Genomic DNA, 18,339 nt, shown 5'->3' with positions numbered 1-18,339 from the left:
GATGCAATTCCTTACCGTTACTTTCACAACCCTTGCTGTAAAGGTTTCAACGGCGATAGCGTCTCGGCCGGAGCCCGGTGGCGTGGCCGGAAAAAGCCGTCGCCGTGGCGTGGGGTCGGACCCAATGAGCCGTAAGCGCAAGGAGTTCACGCCTTGATACCCAGATGGCCCGCGCCCCCGGGGCGCCGCACCGCACGAGGCCGGCGCGTCGCCGCGGTCACCGTGGCCGCGCTCGCCGCAGCGCTCGTGCAGCCGCTCGCCGCCCGCGCGGACACTCCGCCCGCGCCTGACTCGGACGCGAAGCTCGCCACGTCTCCGGCGCGGCACGACCTGACCCGCGAGCAGTTCTACTTCGTCCTGCCGGACCGTTTCGCCAACGGCGACACGAAGAACGACCGCGGCGGACTGACCGGTTCCCGCCTGACCACCGGGTACGACCCCACCGACAAGGGGTTCTACCAGGGCGGCGACCTCAAGGGCCTGACGAAGAGGCTCGACTACATCAAGGGGCTCGGCACCACCGCCATCTGGATGGCGCCCATCTTCAAGAACCAGCCCGTGCAGGGCACCGGCAAGGACGCCTCGGCCGGCTACCACGGTTACTGGATCACCGACTTCACCCAGGTCGACCCGCACTTCGGCACCAACCAGGACCTCGAGAACCTCATCGACAAGGCCCATGCCAAGGGCATGAAGGTCTTCTTCGACGTCATCACCAACCACACCGCCGACGTCGTCGACTACGAGGAGAAGTCCTACGGTTACCTCTCCAAGGGCGCCTTCCCGTACCTGACCGAGAACGGCGAGCCCTTCGACGACGCGGACTACGCCGACGGCTCGCGCCGGTTCCCGCGCGTGGACTCCGGCTCCTTCCCGCGCACCCCGGTGGTGCCCGACGCGAAGAAGCGGGCCAAGGTCCCGTCCTGGCTCAACGACCCGGAGATGTACCACAACCGGGGCGACTCCACGTTCGCCGGCGAGTCCGCCGAGTACGGCGACTTCTCCGGCCTCGACGACCTGTGGACCGAGCGTCCCGAGGTCGTCGGCGGCATGGAGAAGATCTACCAGCGGTGGGTGAAGGACTTCGACATCGACGGCTTCCGGATCGACACCGTGAAGCACGTCAACATGGAGTTCTGGACCCAGTGGGCCACCGCCCTCGACTCCTACGCGGCCAAGAGGGGCCGGGACGACTTCTTCATGTTCGGCGAGGTGTACTCCGCCGACACGGACGTCACCGCCCCCTACGTCACCGAGGGCCGCCTCGACGCCACGCTCGACTTCCCCTTCCAGGAAGCGGCCCGCCAGTACGCCTCCCAGGGTGGCAGCGCACGGAAGCTGGCGTCGGTCTTCGGCGACGACCACAAGTACACGACCGACCGGGCCAACGCCTACGAGCAGGTCACCTTCCTCGGCAACCACGACATGGGCCGCATCGGCACGTTCCTGAAGCAGGACAACCCGAAGGCGTCCGACGCCGAGCTGCTGAAGAAGGACATGCTCGCCAACGAGCTGATGTTCCTCAGCCGCGGCAACCCCGTCGTCTACTACGGCGACGAGCAGGGCTTCACCGGCGCCGGCGGCGACAAGGACGCCCGTCAGACCCTGTTCGCGTCCCGCACGGCCGACTACCTCGACGACGACCTGATCGGCTCCGACCGCACCCACGCGCAGGACACCTACGACACGCGGGCACCGCTCTACCGTCAGATCAGGGCTCTCGCCGAGCTCCGCAAGGCCCACCCGGCCCTCACCGACGGCATCCAGCAGGAGCGGTACGCGACCGACGGCGCGGGCGTCTACGCCTTCTCCCGCACCGCCACCGGCAAGGACACCACCGAGTACGTGGTCGCCTTCAACAACGCAGGCGAGGCCAAGGAGGCCACCTTCGCGACCGGCTCCGCCGGGATGACGTTCAAGGGCCTCCACGGCACCGACGCCACCGTCACCAGCGACGCCGACAAGAAGATCACCGTCACCGTCCCGGCGGGCCGCGCGATCGTCCTCAAGGCCTCCGGCCCGCTCGGCAAGCCCGCCGCGAAGCCCACGATCACCCTGCAGGCCCCCGAGGCCGGCGCCACCGGCACCGTCGAACTCACCGCGGACGTCACCGGCGGACAGCTCAACCGGGTCGTCTTCGCCGCCCAGACCGGCAACGGGAAGTGGCGGACGCTCGGCTCCGCCGACCACGCCCCCCACAAGGTCACCCACACCATCGGCGAGGACGTCCCCGCCGGCACCGCCCTGCGCTACAAGGCCGTCGTGATCGACTCGGCCGGCCGCACCGCGAGCGCCCTGGCCGCCTCCACCACCGGCACCCCGCCCGTCGAGGAGCCGCCCACCGCGTCCTCCCGCGACTACGCGGTCGTCCACTACAAGCGCGCCGACGGGAACTACGACGACTGGGGCCTGTACGCCTGGGGCGACCTGGCGGACGGCGAGGCCACCGAGTGGCCGGACAGCCACCCCTTCACCGGCCGCGACGCCTACGGCGCCTTCGCGTACGTCAAGCTCAAGCCGGGCGCGTCCGACCTCGGCTTCCTCGTCATCGACAAGGAAGGCAACAAGGACGTCGCCACCGACCGCACGATCGACCTCACGAGGACCGGTGAGATCTGGATCGAGCAGGGCAAGGAGACCGTCACCACCGAACGGCCCGAGTACCCGGCGCAGGACACGACCAAGGCGGTGCTCCACTACAAGCGCGCCGACGGGAACTACGACGGCTGGGGTCTGCACGTGTGGACCGGTGCCGCGCATCCCACCGAGTGGTCGAACCCCCTGAAGCCGGTGAAGACTGATGCCTATGGCGCTGTCTTCGAGGTGCCGCTCACCGAGGGTGCCACCAGCCTCAGCTACATCATCCACAACGGCGACGAGAAGGACCTCCCGTCCGACCAGTCGCTCGACCTCAAGGCCGTCGGGCACGAGGTGTGGCTGTTGAACGGCCAGGAGAAGTACCTGCTGCCGCAGCCCGCCGGCTCCGCGGCCGCCCTCGACCTGGCCACCTCCAAGGCGGTCTGGATCGACCGCGACACCGTGGTGTGGAACGGCTCCGAGGCCGCCGCCTCCACCCAGCTCCTCGCCTCCCGGACCGGCTCGGTCACGGTGCGGGACGGGGCACTGGGGAACGGCGACGCGCGCTGGCTGCGCCTGACGAAGTCGGCGCTCACCGACGCCCAGAAGGCGGCGTTCCCGCACCTGAGGGACGGCACCGCCTGGTCCGTCGACCCGCGTGACCGGGACCGGGTGCGCGAGGCCCTGCGCGGCCAGGTCGTGGCCTCCCAGCGCGCCGCCAACGGGGCCGTGCTCGCCGCGACCGGCGTGCAGATCGCCGGCGTCCTGGACGATCTCTACGCCGGCCGCGCCACGAAGGCGGAGCTCGGCCCGGTGTTCCGCCACGGCCGGCCCACCCTCTCCGTGTGGGCGCCGACCGCGCAGAACGTCGCGCTGGAGATCGGCGACCGCACCGTCCGGATGCGCCGCGACGGCGACACCGGCGTCTGGTCCGTCACCGGCCCCCGCTCCTGGAAGGGCAAGCCCTACCGGTACCAGGTCAAGGTCTGGGCGCCGAGCACTCAGGAGATCACCACCAACACGGTCACCGATCCCTACTCGGTGGCCCTGACCACGGACTCCGAGCGCAGCCTCGTCGTCGACCTCGGCGACCGGGGCCTCGCCCCCGAGGGCTGGTCGTCCCTCGACAAGCCGAAGGCCGTGCCGCTGAAGGACGCGCAGATCCAGGAACTGCACGTGAGGGACTTCTCCGTGGCCGACCGCACGGCGGACCACCGGGGCACCTACCTGGCGTTCACCGACAAGGACAGCGACGGCAGCAAGCACCTGCGCGAGCTGGCGCGGGCCGGCACCTCGTACGTGCACCTGCTGCCCGCGTTCGACATCGCCACCATCCCCGAGCGGACGTCCGACCAGGCGACCGTCGACTGCGACCTCGCCTCCTACCCGGCCGACTCCGACAAGCAGCAGGAGTGCGTGGCGAAGGCCGCCGCCAAGGACGCCTACAACTGGGGCTACGACCCGTACCACTACACCGTCCCCGAGGGCTCCTACTCCACCGACCCGGACGGCACCGCCCGCACGGTCGAGTTCCGCGAGATGGTCAAGGCGCTCAACGAGGACGGCCTGCGGGTCGTCATGGACGTGGTCTACAACCACACCGCGGCGAGCGGCCAGGCGAAGACCTCCGTCCTGGACCGCGTCGTGCCGGGCTACTACCAGCGGCTCCTCGCCGACGGCTCGGTCGCCAACAGCACCTGCTGCGCCAACACGGCCAGTGAGAACGCCATGATGGGCAAGCTGGTCGTCGACTCGGTGGTCACCTGGGCCAAGCAGTACAAGGTCGACGGCTTCCGCTTCGACCTCATGGGCCACCATCCGAAGGCCAACATCCTCGCGGTCCGCAAGGCGCTCGACGAGCTGACCGTCGCGAAGGACGGCGTCGACGGCAAGAAGATCATCCTGTACGGCGAGGGCTGGAACTTCGGCGAGATCGCCGACGACGCCCGCTTCGTCCAGGCCACGCAGAAGAACATGGCCGGCACCGGTGTCGCCACCTTCTCCGACCGGGCCCGCGACGCCGTGCGCGGCGGCGGCCCCTTCGACGAGGACCCCGGTGTGCAGGGCTTCGCGTCCGGTCTCTACACCGACCCCAACTCCTCGGAGAGCAACGGGACCGAGGCCGAGCAGAAGGCCCGCCTCCTGCACTACCAGGACCTGATCAAGGTGGGCCTGAGCGGCAACCTCGCCGACTACACCTTCACCGACACCAGCGGCAAGGAGGTCAAGGGCTCCCAGGTCGACTACAACGGCTCGCCCGCCGGATACGCGGCCGCGCCCGGCGACGCCCTCGCCTACGCGGACGCCCACGACAACGAGTCGCTGTTCGACGCGCTCGCCTTCAAGCTGCCGAAGGACACGTCGGCCGCGGACCGGGCGCGCATGCAGGTCCTCGCCATGGCGACGGCCACCCTCTCGCAGGGCCCGGCCCTCTCCCAGGCGGGCACCGACCTGCTGCGCTCCAAGTCCCTGGACCGCAACTCCTACGACAGCGGCGACTGGTTCAACGCCATCCACTGGAACTGCGCGGACGGCAACGGCTTCGGCCGGGGCCTGCCGCCGGCCGCCGACAACAAGGACAAGTGGTCCTACGCCAAGCCCCTGCTCGGCGCGGTGCAGGTCGGCTGCCCCCAGATCCAGGGCACCTCGGCCGCGTACCGGGACCTGCTGACGATCCGGTCGACGGAGAAGGCGTTCTCCCTCGGCACCGCGGGACAGGTGCAGTCCCGGCTGTCCTTCCCGCTGTCCGGCACGGACGAGACGCCCGGCGTGATCACCATGAGGCTCGACGGCCTGGTCGTGGTCTTCAACGCCACGCCCGTCCAGCAGGAGCAGCGCGTCACCGCGCTGGCCGGGACCGCTCACCGGCTGCACCCGGTGCAGGCGGCGGGCGGGGACGCGGTCGTGAAGACCTCGTCCTACGCGCGGGACACCGGCACGTTCACCGTTCCGGCACGCACGGTCGCCGTGTTCACCGCGGCCGGCTGACCCGCTGGGGAGCCGAGGCTAGTGTGAGCCCTTCTGACCTGGAACAGGAGGGCTCATGCCACAGATCCTCGTTGCCCGCACCGGGCGCGACGACGTCGACTGGGAGGGGCTGGCGACGGCGCTGCACACGCTGGTCGTCGAGAAGGCGGACGCGCGGCCGGAGGCGTGCAAGACACAGGTCGTGCGCGGGGAGGACGTGGCGGTCGGCGCCGACACCGACGGCCACGCCCTCGTGCACGTCACGATCGGTCTGCTCGCGGGGCGCAGCGACGAGACGAAGGCGCAGCTCACCGAGGCCGTGGTGGACCTCATGCGCGCCTTCGTCGGACCGGAGGACGGCTACCGGACGCATGTCTCCGCCGAGGTCCGCGACCTCGACCCGTCCTACCGCAAGGCCGACTTCTAGGACCCGGACGCCAGTGAGATCAGCCGGGTGGCCAGGTCGGTGAACGGGCCGTCGCCCGGCTCCTTCTCGAGCAGGCCGCGCAGCAGCGTGGCCAGCTCCTCGTCGCGCGCGGCGGCGACGGCGGCGAGCGCGGCGAAGTCCTGCACCAGCTGGGTCTCCAGCTCGTCGCGCGGCACCCGCCGTCCCTCCAGCCAGATCAGCGCCGTCGACTCGACGAGCGAGATCCAGGAGCGCACGACCAGTTCCAGCCGTGCCGGTGCCGGACCCACCACGCCCATGTGCGACAACATCTGGTCATACGCGGCCTGCCGTACGGAGTCGACCAGCGCGTTGGTCGTCGACGAGCCGACCGCCGGGCCGCCGCGCATCAGGGCGGCGAAACCGGGGCCGTGCTCCTCGACGAAGTCGAAGAACCGGACCATCACCCGGCGCAGCCGGGACCCCAGCGGGCCCTCCTGCGGCTCGACGAACCGGGACGCGAGATCCTCCGAGGCGCGCCTCAACGCCGCCTCGTACAGGCTGAGTTTGCCCGGGAAGTAGTGATAGACGAGGGGGCGCGAGATGCCCGCCCGGGACGCTATCTCGTCGATGGAGACCTCGTCGGGGGAGCGTCGGCTGAACAGTTCGAGGGCAACGCCGATCAACTGCTGCCGCCGCTCCTCGACTCCCATTCTGCGACGTACCCCGGTAGTCATACGAACACCTTACCGATCGTTTCCGGCCTCTCACGGTCCGGACCAACCCGCGGTGTTCCTCCGTCATCGCAGCCCGCTGATCGACCGCCCGTCCTCCAGTCTGCCCCTGAGGTCCGCCCGGGCACCCTGCCGCGCGCGCAGGGTCAGCAGACGCCCCCGGACCGACCCCTCGACCCCGCCCGTCGCGCGCACCGACACCGTGCCGCGGCTGCCGGCCGCCAGCAGGTACCAGGTGCCCGCCGCGGACTTCCACAGCACCCCGGCGAGCACCCCCGGCTCCCGCTCCCCGCAGGCCGGCACGTCCTCGGCCTTCGCCGCCACCGCCCCGAACCGCGCGCCGGGCGTGTGGAACTGCGCCAGCACCCGGGCACCGCCGCCCCGCCAGGTCTCCGCGCGGGTGCACACCCACTGCGCCGTCCCTGCCTCGCCCTGCGGGCGGGTGGACCCCCGGCCCGCTGCACCCGCGCCGGGCAGCGGCTGCTCGGCGAACGCCCAGGCGTTCACACTCCGCACCCCCGCCGAGCGCAGCGCGCCCAGCGAGCAGGCGTACGGCGCCCAGGTGCGCAGCGCCTTCGCGCCGACGGCCCCGGTGACCGCGCCGGGCCGCCCGGTGGTCAGGCGGGCCGGGACCAGCTCGCCGAGGTCGGTCACCAGCCGGGTGCCGGTGCCGTCGGTCAGTTCCAGCACGTTCCAGGAGGTGCAGGACCCCCGCCGCGCCGCGGGACCCGCCAGGGGCGGGGTCACCCCGTCGGCGAGGTCCAGGGCCGTCGCGCCGGAACCCGGCTCGAGCAGGTCCCGCTCGCCCGCCTCACGCACCCAGGGTGCCGTCAGATAGCGGACGTTGCCGTCGGTCCGGCTCAGCACCACCGCGCTCGATCCGCCCCGCCCGGCACCGTCGGCCCGGGCGAAGTCCAGCACGGCGCCCCGGTCGCCGTCCCTCGGCTCGGCGTACCGGACGACGCGCAGACCGTCGTGGAGGATCACCACCCGCGCGGTGTCGACCGTGCCCGCGTACAGCAGCTGGGGCGGTCCCGCGGGGCCGCCGGAGGGGGTGCCCGGGGTCGCCGACACCTCGACGCCCTCCCCGGGCCGCGCCCAGACGGTGAGGGCGCGGCGCAGCAGCGCCCGGTCGCCGGTGAGGCCGCCGCGCGCCGGCCACACCGAGAAGTCGGTGCGCGCCGAGGTCTTCCACGCGGCGGGGGAGACCCGGGTCAGCTTCCCCGGGTCCAGCGCGGCCCGCGCGGCCGGGTCGCGCGGGTACGGGGGAGCGGCGGCGCCGTCGGGACCCCAACCGCCGCCCGGCAGCCCGAGCAGAGTCCCGCACACCACCAGCGCGGTCCCGCCGACGAGCGCGGCCCTCAGGCGCCGGCGGCGGCGCAGCAGGTCCGTCGGCCGGGCCTGGAGCGAACAGGGGTCGAACTCGGGGGAGTCGAGCAGCCGGTACGCGTCGGGGATCCGGTCCGCCGCGGCCAGCGCGGCGTCCACGTCGGCGACGCCCGCGGCGGTGAGCACCTCACGTACGTCCCCGTCAGGGAGCCGCTCGAGGCCGCGCAGCGCGTGGGCGGCCCGTGCCGGTCCCGACAGGGCGGACAGCCGCTGGTCCAGCGCCAGCTCGTCGGCGCCGCCCGGCCGCGGGAACAGCTTCAGCCCCCACACCTGCGGGAGCAGCGGCGGCAACTGCGACCGCCTGGGCAGGCCACCGCGCCCCAGCGGCCGGCCCGCCTCCAGCGCCGTGCGCACCACCCGCAGCCGGACCAGCGCGTAGCCGGCGTCCCCGGCACGGCCGGCCGGCTGGGCGGGGAGGACCGGCACGGGGGAGCGGCCGCGGGGCAGCGCGCGCTGGACCAGGGAGTGCGCGGTGAGCACGCGCCTGCTCCGCCCGGTGTGGGACGGCAGCACCAGGTAGGCGAGCCGGACGAGCCGCGGATAGTGCTCGACGAGGGCGGCCTCCGCCTGCTCGACGTCCACACCCGGACCGGCCGGGGAGGAGGAGCGCACGGAGGGCGGGACGGCATCCTGTGACTGCACGTTCAGCAGAACGAGCGAACCGGTGGATGGTCACCTGGCAGGGCAAGGCGCCGGCGGCGCGTCGAGTCCGGGCGTCGGCATGCCGCACGCCCGTTCCCCACGGCCGCCCCGGCATTGAGCACTGCGGGTCCCGGGGCCGTATCGAAGGGTGAGGGCCCCGTGCCGGGGCTCCGTGCGGCGTGCCGCCGTCACGAGGCGCCGTGAATGGACCGGAGGAACACATGAGGCTGACCCGATCGATGCTCGCGCTGACCTGCGCGGCGGTGGCCCTGGCGTCGGCGGGCTGCGGAACCGGCGGCTCCGGCGGCGACGAGGTGCCACCCACCGCCACCGGCAGTCTGGAGCACATCGCTGCCGAAGCCCGGTGCGAGCCGAACCTGCAGACCGACGCCGACACCATCCGTCAGGCCATCTGCAAGAAGGGGAAGGAGAAGTACATCCTCGCCACCTTCGCCACCGACCGCGGCCAGCGCGAGTGGCTGAACAGCGCGAAGGACTACGGCGGCTATTACCTCGTCGGCCGCAAGTGGGTCGCCGTCGGCGAGGAGAGGACGGTGACGGCACTGCGGAGCACGCTCGGCGGGACGATGGAGGAGGGTTCCGAGCACATGAACCCCGGCGGCAGCCACAACAGTGGCGGCCACCACGGCTGACCGCACGGGAACGGACGAAAGCCGGCGGTGGGAGTTCCCACCGCCGGCTTTCGTCACCGGATGAGGACTACTGGCAGTCCTGCCCGCTGTTGATGCACTGGACCATCTCGTTCATCAGGTCCTCGTCGAAGAAGTTGATGAAGTCGTTGTGGTCGGTGATCGGCTTGTGCAGCTGCTCCGGGAAGGTGTCCACCGCGTACGGATTCACGAGCTGCCCGTTGTCGATCCGGGGGGCCGGGATGTTGTCGTAGACCAGCCGGACCTGGAGCTGGGGGATGGCCCGGAAACCGTTCGAGCAGGTGCCGTCCGCCTCGACGAAGTCGACGTGGGTGCGGTGGTTGGCGCTGTCGACGTTCTGGCCGTCCCAGCAGCTCTGGAAGCTGGTCGTGCGGACCACGCCGCTGCCCTCGGGGCAGATCGGGTACTTGTCCGTGACCTGCCGGTCCTCGAAGCCGGTGCAGCTCCAGGAGGTGTTGGCGTTGTTCAGGCCGTTGGTGAAGGCTTTGGCGTCACCGGTGATGATGCGCAGGGCCCTCGGCATCGCGACGACGTCGCTCGTGCGGTTGCCGACGAACTTCAGCTCCGCCGCGGTGGGTGCGACGATCTTGCCCACGTTGCCGTCCTGACCGCCGCCCGGCCGGCCCTGGTCGATGTCCTGCGTACCGTCCTGGATGCGCAGCACCGGCCAGAAGTACGACGACCGGTCGCCCTGGTTCTGGCACGACGTGTCGCCGTTCGCCAGGTCCTGGTCGCTCGCGAACGCGGTGTTGGCCTGGTTGCCGACGTAGTCGTGCTGGTGCTTCGCACCGTTGGACACGCCGGGCGCCACGATCACGTTGTCCGAGTTGCGCAGCCCGTTCTCGTTGGTGCCGCACACGGTGGTGAAGCTGCCCGTCGAACCACCGTCACCGTTCGCCGCCAGACCGTTGGGCAGGTCGCGGGAGTTCGGCTGGACGTCCTCGATGTCGACGAAGTCGTCCCCCACGGGTCCGTTGCCGGCCTGGCCGCCGTTGCCCTGACCGTTGTTCTGGCCGCCGCCCTGGTCCTGGCCGCCGTTGTTCTGGCCGCCGTCACCCTGGTCCTGGCCGCCGTTGTCCTGGCCGCCGCCGTCGACCGGCGCCGGCTGTTCGACGGGAACGCCCTGGCACGGGGCGAACCGGCCGAGGTCGCGCGGTGCCTTGCCGCCCGCCCGGTTGATGTTGATGCCGATCCGGTCCAGCGTGGCCGTCCGCTTGGACCTCAGCGGTCCGAGGATGGCGTTGTCGACGTACCTCGCGTCGCCCGCCTGGGCCTGGCGGGTCTCCGCGAGGCGCGCGTAGGCCTCCGTGATCTGCCGGTCCAGCGACGCCAGTTCCCTGGCGACGCCCTTGCGGGCGTTGCGTGGCACCCTCGTCAGCTTCTGGCCGACGTCCGGGCAGCTGATCGTGGCGATCCGCGCGCCCCCCGAACGGGTCCGGTTGTCGCCTCCGTCCTTCTCGTGTGCCGAGGCGTAGAAGTTCGCCCAGACCAGCCCGCCCCCACCGAGCGCCAGGGCCGCCGCCCCGGCAATCACCTTGGTGGCCAGCGGCGTACGACGTTTTCTTGTGTTGCGTCCCATGGAACTCCTCTTGACCTTCCTTACGGGGGCATCCCATTGCGGGGCTTCGAGCGGCCCGACAGGAGTGAAGCGGCTCCCTTGAGTACGGGAGCCGCCCCACGGGTGTTCACCCGTCCCGTGAAGAGGCGAGAAGTAAGTACGGCCACAGGAGACTCAACAGGCCCTGGCATACTGGAAGTTGCCGATCACCTACCCGGGGTGAAGGAACGCGTCCGGTTTCACCGGCCGTGGTCGAGATACGCGAGGACGGCCAGCACGCGACGGTTGTCGTCGTCCGACACCTCGAGCCCCAGTTTGGCGAAGATGTTCGCGGTGTGCTTGGCGATCGCCCGTTCCGTCACCACCAGCCGGGCCGCGATCGCCGCGTTGGTCCGCCCCTGCGCCATCAGCTCCAGCACCTCCAGCTCCCGGGGCGTCAGCCGTGCCAGTGGCCGGTCGTCGCCCGACTGCCGCGCCAGCAGCTGCTGGATCACCTGGGGGTCCATCGCCGTACCGCCCGCCGCGACCCGTCGTACGGCGTCCGTGAACTGTCCCGCGTCGAACACCCGGTCCTTCAGCAGATAGCCCACCCCGCCACTGCCGTCGGCCAGCAACTCCCGGGCGTACAACTGCTCCACGTGCTGCGAGAGCACCAGCACCGGCAGGCCCGGGCGCTCGCGGCGGGCCTGAAGCGCGCACTGCAGCCCCTCGTCGGTGTGCGTCGGCGGCAGGCGTACGTCGACCACGGCGACATCGGGTGTGTGCTCGGCGAGCGCCCGGGCCAGCTCCGGCCCGGACTCCACGGCCGCCGCGATCTCGAAGTCGTGCGCCTCGAGCAGCCGGACGAGTCCGTCGCGCAGCAGGAAGAGGTCTTCGGCTAGGACAACGCGCAAGGGATCTCCATGGTGACCATGGTGGGGCCGCCCGCGGGACTGCTGACGGCCAGGACGCCGTCGAATGTACCCAGTCGCCGCTCCACCCCGGTCAGTCCCGAGCCGGCGCCGATGACCGCGCCGCCCTTGCCGTTGTCGGTGACCGTCACCCGCAGACGGCCCTCGGTGTGGTGGACATCGACCCAGATCCGGTCCGCTCCGGAGTGCTTGACCGCGTTGGTGAGGACCTCGCTCACCGCGAAGTACGCCGCCGACTCCACGGGCGCCTCCGCCCGCCCGGGCAGCTCCACGTTCACCTCGGTGACCACCGGCAGCCGCAGCGCCAGCGCCCGCACGGCGTCTCCCAGACCGCGCTCGGCCAGCACCGGCGGATGGATGCCCCGCACCAGCTCCCGCAGTTCGGTCAGCGCCTCGGCGGAGGACCGCCGGGCGTGCGCCAGCAGCTCACGCGCCTTCGCCGGGTCCTTCTCGATCAGCGTCTCGATCGTCCCCAGGTCCATACCCACGGCGACCAGCCGGGCCTGCGCCCCGTCGTGCAGGTCCCGCTCGATGCGCCGCAGTTCGGCGGCGGAGGTGTCCACGGCGTCCCGCCGGGTCTCGGTCAGCACCCGCACGCGCTCGGCCAGTTCGGTCCGCGGGGAGCCGAGGAGGGCCCGGGTGAGGCGGAAGTGGACCTGGAAGGCCGGCACGGCGTAGCGGTGGGCGAGGACCAGGAGGACGGCGCCCAGTGCTCCGGCGCCCAGTGCGGACGTCTGGTCGCCGACCGGCACGAAGCCGTACCAGTACGGCCCGTACTCGGCGTACGGGCCCCCGGTCATGGTCCGCCACAGCCCGGCGGCCAGCGCGAGGCCCTCCAGCGGGTAGAGCACCAGCACGGCCGGGAGCAGCGCCGTCACGAAGCCCGCCGTCATGTCCACCGGCAGCCACCGCAGGTCCCGCCGGACCGCCGGGTCCCGGAGCAGGGCGAAGGTGCGCGTCCAGGGGTTGGCGTCCTCGGGGACCGGCCGGTAGGCCGGGGGGATGCGCACCCCGCCCCACGTGGCCGACACCACCCTGCGCCAGTCGGCGAAGGCACGCACACCGGTCAGCACCCAGGGTGTGGTGACCAGCCCGATCCCGAGGGGGATGAGGGCGATCGACACGGCGGACAGGGAGAAGCACAGCACGGCCAGCGGCAGTGAGACGACCGCCAGCACGAGCCCCCGTCCGGCGGCACGCACCATGCCCCGTGCCCTGGAGGCGGTGCCGTCGCTCTTCGTTTCGGTGTTCATGGACGTCAGTCTGGCCGAGCGGCCCGGCGCGGTCACTGGGCCGGGCCCCCCGGCCGGGGGGTGGTGCTGCCTACACCCCCCGACCCGCCAGCACCTTCGCCTCCACCTCCGGATCGAGCCCCTTGGCCGTCCGGTCCGGGCGCTGCGGCGCGGCACCGCCGAGGTCCGTCAGCCAGCGCCAGGTGTCGGCCACGGTCTCGGCGACCGGGCGGCAGCGCAGTCCCGTCGCCACCGCCCGGGAGACGTCCGCCGAGTGCAGCGCGTCGTGCAGGTCGGTGTCCGGCGGCACCCACACCGGCAGATGCGTCCACGGTTCGATCCCCGCGTCGAGGATCACCTCCGGCGCGGTCCACCGCAGCTCGGCCGGGCCGCCGGTCACCCGGACGCAGGCGTCGAGGAGTTCGCCCATCGTGGCGTGGCCCTGCGGGGACACGAGGTTGTACGGCCCGCTCAGCCCCTGCTCGGCGGCGCCGAGGACCCACTCCGCGAGGTCGCGGGCGTCCACGTACTGCAGGGGCAGGTCACGTGGGCCCGGGGCGAGGACGGGACCGCCGCGCGCCATCCGGTTCAGCCACCAGGGCAGCCGGCCCACGTTCTCGTAGGGACCGATGAGCAGCCCCGCCCGCACCAGCAGCGACCGGTCCGCGCCGAAGGCGTCCACGGCGGCCAGCTCGCCGCCCCGCTTGTCCCGCGCGTAGTCCGTGAGATCGGCGTCCGCGGAAGCGCCCTCCACCACGGGAGCCTCCTCGGAGTAGCCGGCGGGCGGCGCCCACGCGTACACCGAGCAGCTCGACACGTACACGTACCGCCCGGCGCGGCCCCGCAGCAGCCGTGCCGCGTCCCGCACCGCGCGGGGCGCGGCCGACCAGGTGTCGACGACGACGTCCCACTCCCCGGGATCCTCGTCGAGCGCGGCCAGACCGTCGAGCGCGGTGCGGTCGCCCAGCAGCGTCCGCACCCCCGGCGGGGCCTCGTGCCGTCCCCGGTGGAAGGCGGTCACCTCCCAGCCCCGCGCGAGGGCCGCCTCGGCGACGGCCCGGCCCACGAACTCCGTACCACCCAGCAACAGAAGTCTCATACCGGCGACTCTGCCCGCCCGGGCGGCGCGGGGGAACGGCAATCTGCTGTCGGCAGACCGGGCGGTGCGCGCTCGGCGCCCGGCCGGCGGGACGTACGGGCAACCCACGCGGCGCACCGTGCGGATCGCGTCCCGGTACCCGGCACGCGAGGGGCGCCCACCCCGACGGCGGACGCCCCTCGTGACGGACTGCGGTACGGATCAGACCTGGCCGGCCTTCTCCAGTGCGGTGCAGCACGTGTCGACCAGCAGCCGGGTCACCACGTACGGGTCGACGTTGGCGTTCGGACGGCGGTCCTCGATGTAGCCCTTGCCGTCCTTCTCGACCTGCCACGGGATGCGCACCGAGGCACCGCGGTCGGAGACGCCGTAGGAGTACTCGTTCCACGGAGCGGTCTCGTGCAGGCCGGTGAGGCGGTCGTCGATGCCGGCGCCGTAGTTCTTGACGTGGTCGAGCGGCTTGGAGCCCTCACCGAGCGACTCGCACGCGGTGATGATCGCGTCGTAGCCCTCGCGCATGGCCCTGGTGGAGAAGTTGGTGTGCGCGCCCGCGCCGTTCCAGTCGCCCTTGACCGGCTTCGGGTCGAGGGTGGCGGCGACATCGAAGTCCTCGGCGGTGCGGTAGAGCAGCCACCGGGCCACCCACAACTGGTCGGCGACCTCCAGCGGGGCCAGCGGACCGACCTGGAACTCCCACTGGCCGGGCATGACCTCGGCGTTGATGCCGGAGATGCCCAGGCCCGCCTTCAGGCAGTTGTCCAGGTGGGCCTCGACGACGTCACGGCCGAAGATCTCGTCGGAGCCGACCCCGCAGTAGTAGCCGCCCTGCGGGGCGGGGAAGCCGCCCTTGGGGAAGCCGAGGGGGTGGCCGTCCCGGAAGAAGGTGTACTCCTGCTCGATGCCGAAGATCGGCTCCTGGGCGGCGAACCTCTCGGCGAGCCCGGCCAGCGCGGCACGCGTGTTGGACTCGTGCGGCGTCATGTCGGTGTTCAGCACCTCGCACAGGACCAGAACGTCGTCACCGCCGCGGAGGGGGTCCGGGCAGACGAGGACCGGGCTGAGGACGCAATCGGAGGCGTGCCCCTTGGCCTGGTTGGTGGAGGACCCGTCGAAGCCCCAGATCGGCAGGTCCGCGCCCTTGGCGTCGTCGCCGAGGATCTTGGTCTTGGAACGCAGCTTGGCGGTCGGCTCGGTGCCGTCGATCCAGATGTACTCGGCCTTGAAGCTCACGGTCCACATCCTTCGGGGTGTATCTGGGCGCTGGTGCGGGTGCTGCGGCGCTGCGGCACTGGGACGCCGCCGTCGATGCCACGCAGCCTGTCAACAGGCGATTTCCCGGCCATTGCCCGCGTGTGAACCCCGTGTTACCGGACCCCCGGTGCGCGCCGCCCCACTTGGTGAGCGCGCGCGGGGAGGCGGGCGCGGTGTATGCGAGAGGACGCCGAGGGGCCCGCCGCTCCCGGCCGGAAGCAGCGGGCCCCTCGCGGGAATCCGGGCCTCACCCCACCTTCTCGATCACCGCGCGGCGGATCAGGAACTTGCCGGCCTCGCGGACCTGCTCGAAGGCGGCGTTGTTCAGCAGCACGCAGCTGCCGGACACCGAGGTGACCTCCACCGTCGTGGACTTGTCGTTGTCCAGGTTGGTGACCTTCAGCTTCGTACCGGCCGGGAACTGGTTGCTGGACGCCGCCGGGGCGCCGCCCTCGCCGGAGAGCGTGACGGTGGACCCGTTGCACACCTGCTCGCCGGAGGCGGCGGCACCGTCACCGCCCGCCTGCCCGCCCTGGTCGTTCCCGGCGGGCTGCGAGGGCGCCGGCTGGGAGGGCGCCGGCTGCTCCGGCTGCGCGGTCCGGGAGTCCTGAGCCGACTCCCCAACCGTGCACCCGGAGGCCTCCTGCTGACGCCGGATCTGGGCGATGACCGCCTCGCGGTTGGCGATCCGCGCCTCGGACTGCGCGTCCGGGGCGGCGCGCTGGCCCTCGATGAACCTCTCGTTGTTGCCGAGCGCGGTGGCGAGCCCCTGGCAGACGGTGGAGTCGGCCGCCGACTTGGTGGTGGCCGGCGGCGTTCCGGCGTTCGAGGTGGTCGCCATGACGAAGGCGCCGCCTCCCGCCACCGTGGCGGCGCTCAGCAACAGCGCCAGCTTCTTCTTCGGACCGAGAGTTCTCCTGCGCGACATGCGCGCCTCCTCGAAGAGGTAGGGGGGCGTACGCCGCTATGTACGAGATACCGAACGGAGTTGCTCAGCGCCCGGGTCGGGTCGCCGCTGTGGCCCGCGTCACAGAGCCGTCGGCGTCGTCAGCGGGAGAGGGCGTCCCGTACGGCGTCCTCCGTGCGGGCCACGACCGCGGTCCCGTCGTCCGCCGTGATGATCGGCCGCTGGATCAGCCGGGGATGCGCGGCGAGGGCCGCGATCCAGCGGTCCCGGGTGCCGGCGTCCCGCTCCCACTCCTTCAGCCCCAGTTCCGCCGCGACGGCCTCCTGGGTCCGGGTGATGTCCCACGGCTCCAGCCCGAGCCGCTCCAGCACCTCCCGGATCTCGTCCTCGCCCGGTACCTCCTCCAGGTACCGGCGGACGGTGTACTCGGCGCCCTCGGCGTCGAGCAGGCTGAGGGCGCTGCGGCACTTGGAACAGGCGGGGTTGATCCAGATCTCCATGCCGCACACGGTACGCCGTCACCTGGTGTTCGATTTTCGCGCCACCTCGTTCGTGCCTGGCGGGAGTGCTGTGACGCAACGCCAAAAACCCTGTTCACCAGGGCATTTGTTGGCCTGGGAAGGTCTGCTGAATGTCAGTGCCGGGCAGTAGACTGTGCGTAGTGTTCGAGGGAGTCGCCGAGGTTGACGTGGACCTCGGAGGGCCGCCCCGACCGCGACAGGAGGATGCCCGTGCCCGCTGCCGCACTGAAGCCGAAGCCCCTGCCCACCCAGTCCACCGCGAAGCGTCCCGTGCCGCTCGATCTTCCCTGCGCCCCGGTGGAGAAGCGGCCGCTGCCGCCGGGCCGCCCGCGCGAGTGGTACGTCACGCACAACCGCCGGCTCAAGGCGATGCGGCTCGCCATCGCCCTGCTCGACTCCGGCGTCTACCTGCCCCGCCAGGCCCGCGACGAGACGATACGGAGCACGGCGGCGCTGATCGGCGTGCACCCGCCGTCGGACACCACGTGCCACATGGTGCGCGCGTTCATGCGCTACAGCCGCTAGACGGACCACCGGCGCGGGGGCGGCCGCCGCTCTCGCGCCGCATGCCGCCCCCGGCGGCGAGGGGCGCGTCCCCGGTCAGTACGGCCGGAAGTTGATGTACCCGAGCAGCACGATCACCGCGACGACACACCCGAGCACGACGGCCGTCGACACCCAGGACGAGCGGCCGGACGCTCTCCCGTGCTCCGGGTCGGGGCGGAACGGGACCGGTCCGGGCGGGTTGTCCTTCCAGCGGGCGGCGAGCATCCGGGCCCGGGCCGACGGCTCCTTGAGCTCGGCCCCGTCCGCCCACTTGATGTCGAACTCCCGCTTCTCGTCGTCCCTTTCGGACATCTCCGTGACCTTCTCTCGAACAACAGTGTCAGTACAAGGATCCCTCGCCGGGCGCCGAGAGGGAAGGATTCCGGACAGCCCGCACACGCCGGCGCCCCCGCCCCGGGAGACCGGGACGGGGGCGCCGTACGACTCACGCGTCACACGTGCATCGCCGGGATCACACGTCGAAGTAGAGCTCGAACTGAAACGCCCCCTCCGTCATCTGCGACGGAGGGGGCGTACCCCGTTGACCAGCGGTTTTATGCGTTGGTGTGCGTTGGGTGATGCTAGACGTTATTGATCGTCCTGCGGACTGTCTGCGGACTGCTCGCCGTCACTGTCCGCAGCCCTCACGATCCGCCGCACCTGCTGACGGGTGTAGCCGGTCGCCTCGCAGATGTCCTTCTGCGCGACCCCGTCGGTGTCGGCCTGCCTGATGGCGACGGCCAGCTCTTGCCGCAGGATCTCGGTCCGCGCTTCGGCGTCTCGGAACCGGCCTGCGAGCTGGGCCAATGATCGCTTGTCCATGGCACATAGTGTTCCACTCGGCATCATGGAACATGACGTTACATATCTTGGCGATGAATGACTAGGCCCAACGCCGTTGACAGGGAACATCGTGTTCCCTACGGTGAGTCGTGTCGTCGAGAACGAC

15 protein-coding genes are annotated in these 18,339 nt (G+C 71.7%); 4 read left to right on the top strand and 11 right to left on the bottom strand.

Annotation, left to right across the window (positions count from 1 at the left end; all coding sequences use genetic code 11):
• Positions 1-153 precede the first annotated feature (153 nt).
• Positions 154-5,565 (top strand): pullulanase-type alpha-1,6-glucosidase, encoded by a 5,412-nt coding sequence (gene pulA / locus BU52_RS09840; protein ID WP_037931388.1) that lies wholly within the window; start codon positions 154-156, stop codon positions 5,563-5,565.
• Between the two features lie 55 nt (positions 5,566-5,620).
• Positions 5,621-5,971, top strand: coding sequence for a 5-carboxymethyl-2-hydroxymuconate Delta-isomerase (locus tag BU52_RS09835; RefSeq protein ID WP_037931385.1), 351 nt, complete (start codon positions 5,621-5,623; stop codon positions 5,969-5,971).
• On the opposite strand, the gene BU52_RS09830 is transcribed toward BU52_RS09835, so the two are convergent.
• Both BU52_RS09830 and BU52_RS09825 read right to left on the bottom strand, forming a co-directional pair.
• Entirely contained in the window at positions 5,968-6,666 is a 699-nt protein-coding gene (locus BU52_RS09830; RefSeq protein WP_078903179.1) for a TetR/AcrR family transcriptional regulator, read from the bottom strand. The genes BU52_RS09835 and BU52_RS09830 overlap by 4 nt on opposite strands.
• 63 nt (positions 6,667-6,729) lie before the next feature.
• Positions 6,730-8,694, bottom strand: a complete 1,965-nt coding sequence (locus tag BU52_RS09825) for a hypothetical protein (protein WP_037931380.1) — start codon at positions 8,692-8,694, stop codon at positions 6,730-6,732.
• Positions 8,695-8,915: 221 nt separating this feature from the next.
• Here BU52_RS09825 and BU52_RS09820 point away from each other — a divergent pair, with 221 nt between their 5' ends.
• Positions 8,916-9,347, top strand: a complete 432-nt coding sequence (locus BU52_RS09820) for a hypothetical protein (RefSeq protein ID WP_037931376.1) — start codon at positions 8,916-8,918, stop codon at positions 9,345-9,347.
• A gap of 67 nt (positions 9,348-9,414) precedes the next feature.
• Here the strand turns inward: BU52_RS09820 and BU52_RS09815 are convergent, their stop codons facing one another.
• The 7 genes from BU52_RS09815 to BU52_RS09785 all read right to left on the bottom strand — a co-directional run bounded on the left by BU52_RS09815 (position 9,415) and on the right by BU52_RS09785 (position 16,823).
• Positions 9,415-10,944, bottom strand: a complete 1,530-nt coding sequence (locus BU52_RS09815; protein ID WP_037931374.1) for a DUF1996 domain-containing protein — start codon at positions 10,942-10,944, stop codon at positions 9,415-9,417.
• 218 nt (positions 10,945-11,162) lie between these two features.
• Positions 11,163-11,816 (bottom strand): response regulator, encoded by a 654-nt coding sequence (locus tag BU52_RS09810; RefSeq protein ID WP_037931370.1) that lies wholly within the window; start codon positions 11,814-11,816, stop codon positions 11,163-11,165.
• Positions 11,801-13,087 carry a sensor histidine kinase gene (locus BU52_RS09805; RefSeq protein ID WP_037931367.1) on the bottom strand — a complete coding sequence of 429 codons (1,287 nt, stop codon included), beginning with the start codon at positions 13,085-13,087 and terminating at the stop codon, positions 11,801-11,803. The genes BU52_RS09810 and BU52_RS09805 overlap by 16 nt, the downstream gene beginning before the upstream one ends.
• Positions 13,088-13,157: 70 nt before the next feature.
• Positions 13,158-14,165, bottom strand: a complete 1,008-nt coding sequence (locus BU52_RS09800; RefSeq protein WP_037931363.1) for an NAD-dependent epimerase/dehydratase family protein — start codon at positions 14,163-14,165, stop codon at positions 13,158-13,160.
• Between the two features lie 201 nt (positions 14,166-14,366).
• Positions 14,367-15,395: a glutamine synthetase gene (gene glnII, locus BU52_RS09795; RefSeq protein ID WP_037931360.1), complete on the bottom strand. Its 1,029-nt coding sequence runs from the start codon at positions 15,393-15,395 to the stop codon at positions 14,367-14,369.
• 268 nt (positions 15,396-15,663) lie between these two features.
• Positions 15,664-16,344 carry an RlpA-like double-psi beta-barrel domain-containing protein gene (locus tag BU52_RS09790; RefSeq protein WP_037931357.1) on the bottom strand — a complete coding sequence of 227 codons (681 nt, stop codon included), beginning with the start codon at positions 16,342-16,344 and terminating at the stop codon, positions 15,664-15,666.
• Between the two features lie 119 nt (positions 16,345-16,463).
• Positions 16,464-16,823, bottom strand: a complete 360-nt coding sequence (locus BU52_RS09785) for an arsenate reductase family protein (protein ID WP_037931354.1) — start codon at positions 16,821-16,823, stop codon at positions 16,464-16,466.
• A gap of 231 nt (positions 16,824-17,054) precedes the next feature.
• Between BU52_RS09785 and BU52_RS09780 the strand changes: the two genes are divergently transcribed.
• On the top strand, positions 17,055-17,369 hold the full coding sequence (locus tag BU52_RS09780) for a hypothetical protein (RefSeq protein WP_037931582.1): 315 nt from the start codon (positions 17,055-17,057) through the stop codon (positions 17,367-17,369).
• A 75-nt stretch (positions 17,370-17,444) separates the two neighbouring features.
• Here the strand turns inward: BU52_RS09780 and BU52_RS09775 are convergent, their stop codons facing one another.
• Positions 17,445-17,702, bottom strand: a complete 258-nt coding sequence (locus BU52_RS09775; protein WP_037931351.1) for an SCO2583/SCO2584 N-terminal domain-containing protein — start codon at positions 17,700-17,702, stop codon at positions 17,445-17,447.
• Between the two features lie 276 nt (positions 17,703-17,978).
• Positions 17,979-18,212: a helix-turn-helix domain-containing protein gene (locus BU52_RS09770; protein ID WP_037931346.1), complete on the bottom strand. Its 234-nt coding sequence runs from the start codon at positions 18,210-18,212 to the stop codon at positions 17,979-17,981.
• Positions 18,213-18,339 lie beyond the last annotated feature (127 nt).

The organism is Streptomyces toyocaensis (assembly GCF_000725125.1).
Lineage (GTDB): Bacteria > Actinomycetota > Actinomycetes > Streptomycetales > Streptomycetaceae > Streptomyces > Streptomyces toyocaensis.
Note: the sequence above shows the minus strand (reverse complement) of the source record. Positions and strands in the feature narration are given on the sequence as shown.

Excerpts from the sequence above, each read along its gene's own strand:
- BU52_RS09830 (WP_078903179.1), bottom strand. The coding sequence starts at position 6,666 with ATGACTACCGGGGTACGTCGCAGAATGGGAGTCGAGGAGCGGCGGCAG.
- BU52_RS09785 (WP_037931354.1), bottom strand. The coding sequence starts at position 16,823 with ATGGAGATCTGGATCAACCCCGCCTGTTCCAAGTGCCGCAGCGCCCTC.
- BU52_RS09770 (WP_037931346.1), bottom strand. The coding sequence starts at position 18,212 with ATGGACAAGCGATCATTGGCCCAGCTCGCAGGCCGGTTCCGAGACGCC.
- BU52_RS09790 (WP_037931357.1), bottom strand. The coding sequence starts at position 16,344 with ATGTCGCGCAGGAGAACTCTCGGTCCGAAGAAGAAGCTGGCGCTGTTG.
- BU52_RS09815 (WP_037931374.1), bottom strand. The coding sequence starts at position 10,944 with ATGGGACGCAACACAAGAAAACGTCGTACGCCGCTGGCCACCAAGGTG.
- BU52_RS09805 (WP_037931367.1), bottom strand. The coding sequence starts at position 13,087 with ATGAACACCGAAACGAAGAGCGACGGCACCGCCTCCAGGGCACGGGGC.
- BU52_RS09775 (WP_037931351.1), bottom strand. The coding sequence starts at position 17,702 with ATGTCCGAAAGGGACGACGAGAAGCGGGAGTTCGACATCAAGTGGGCG.
- BU52_RS09820 (WP_037931376.1), top strand. The coding sequence starts at position 8,916 with ATGAGGCTGACCCGATCGATGCTCGCGCTGACCTGCGCGGCGGTGGCC.
- BU52_RS09800 (WP_037931363.1), bottom strand. The coding sequence starts at position 14,165 with ATGAGACTTCTGTTGCTGGGTGGTACGGAGTTCGTGGGCCGGGCCGTC.
- BU52_RS09835 (WP_037931385.1), top strand. The coding sequence starts at position 5,621 with ATGCCACAGATCCTCGTTGCCCGCACCGGGCGCGACGACGTCGACTGG.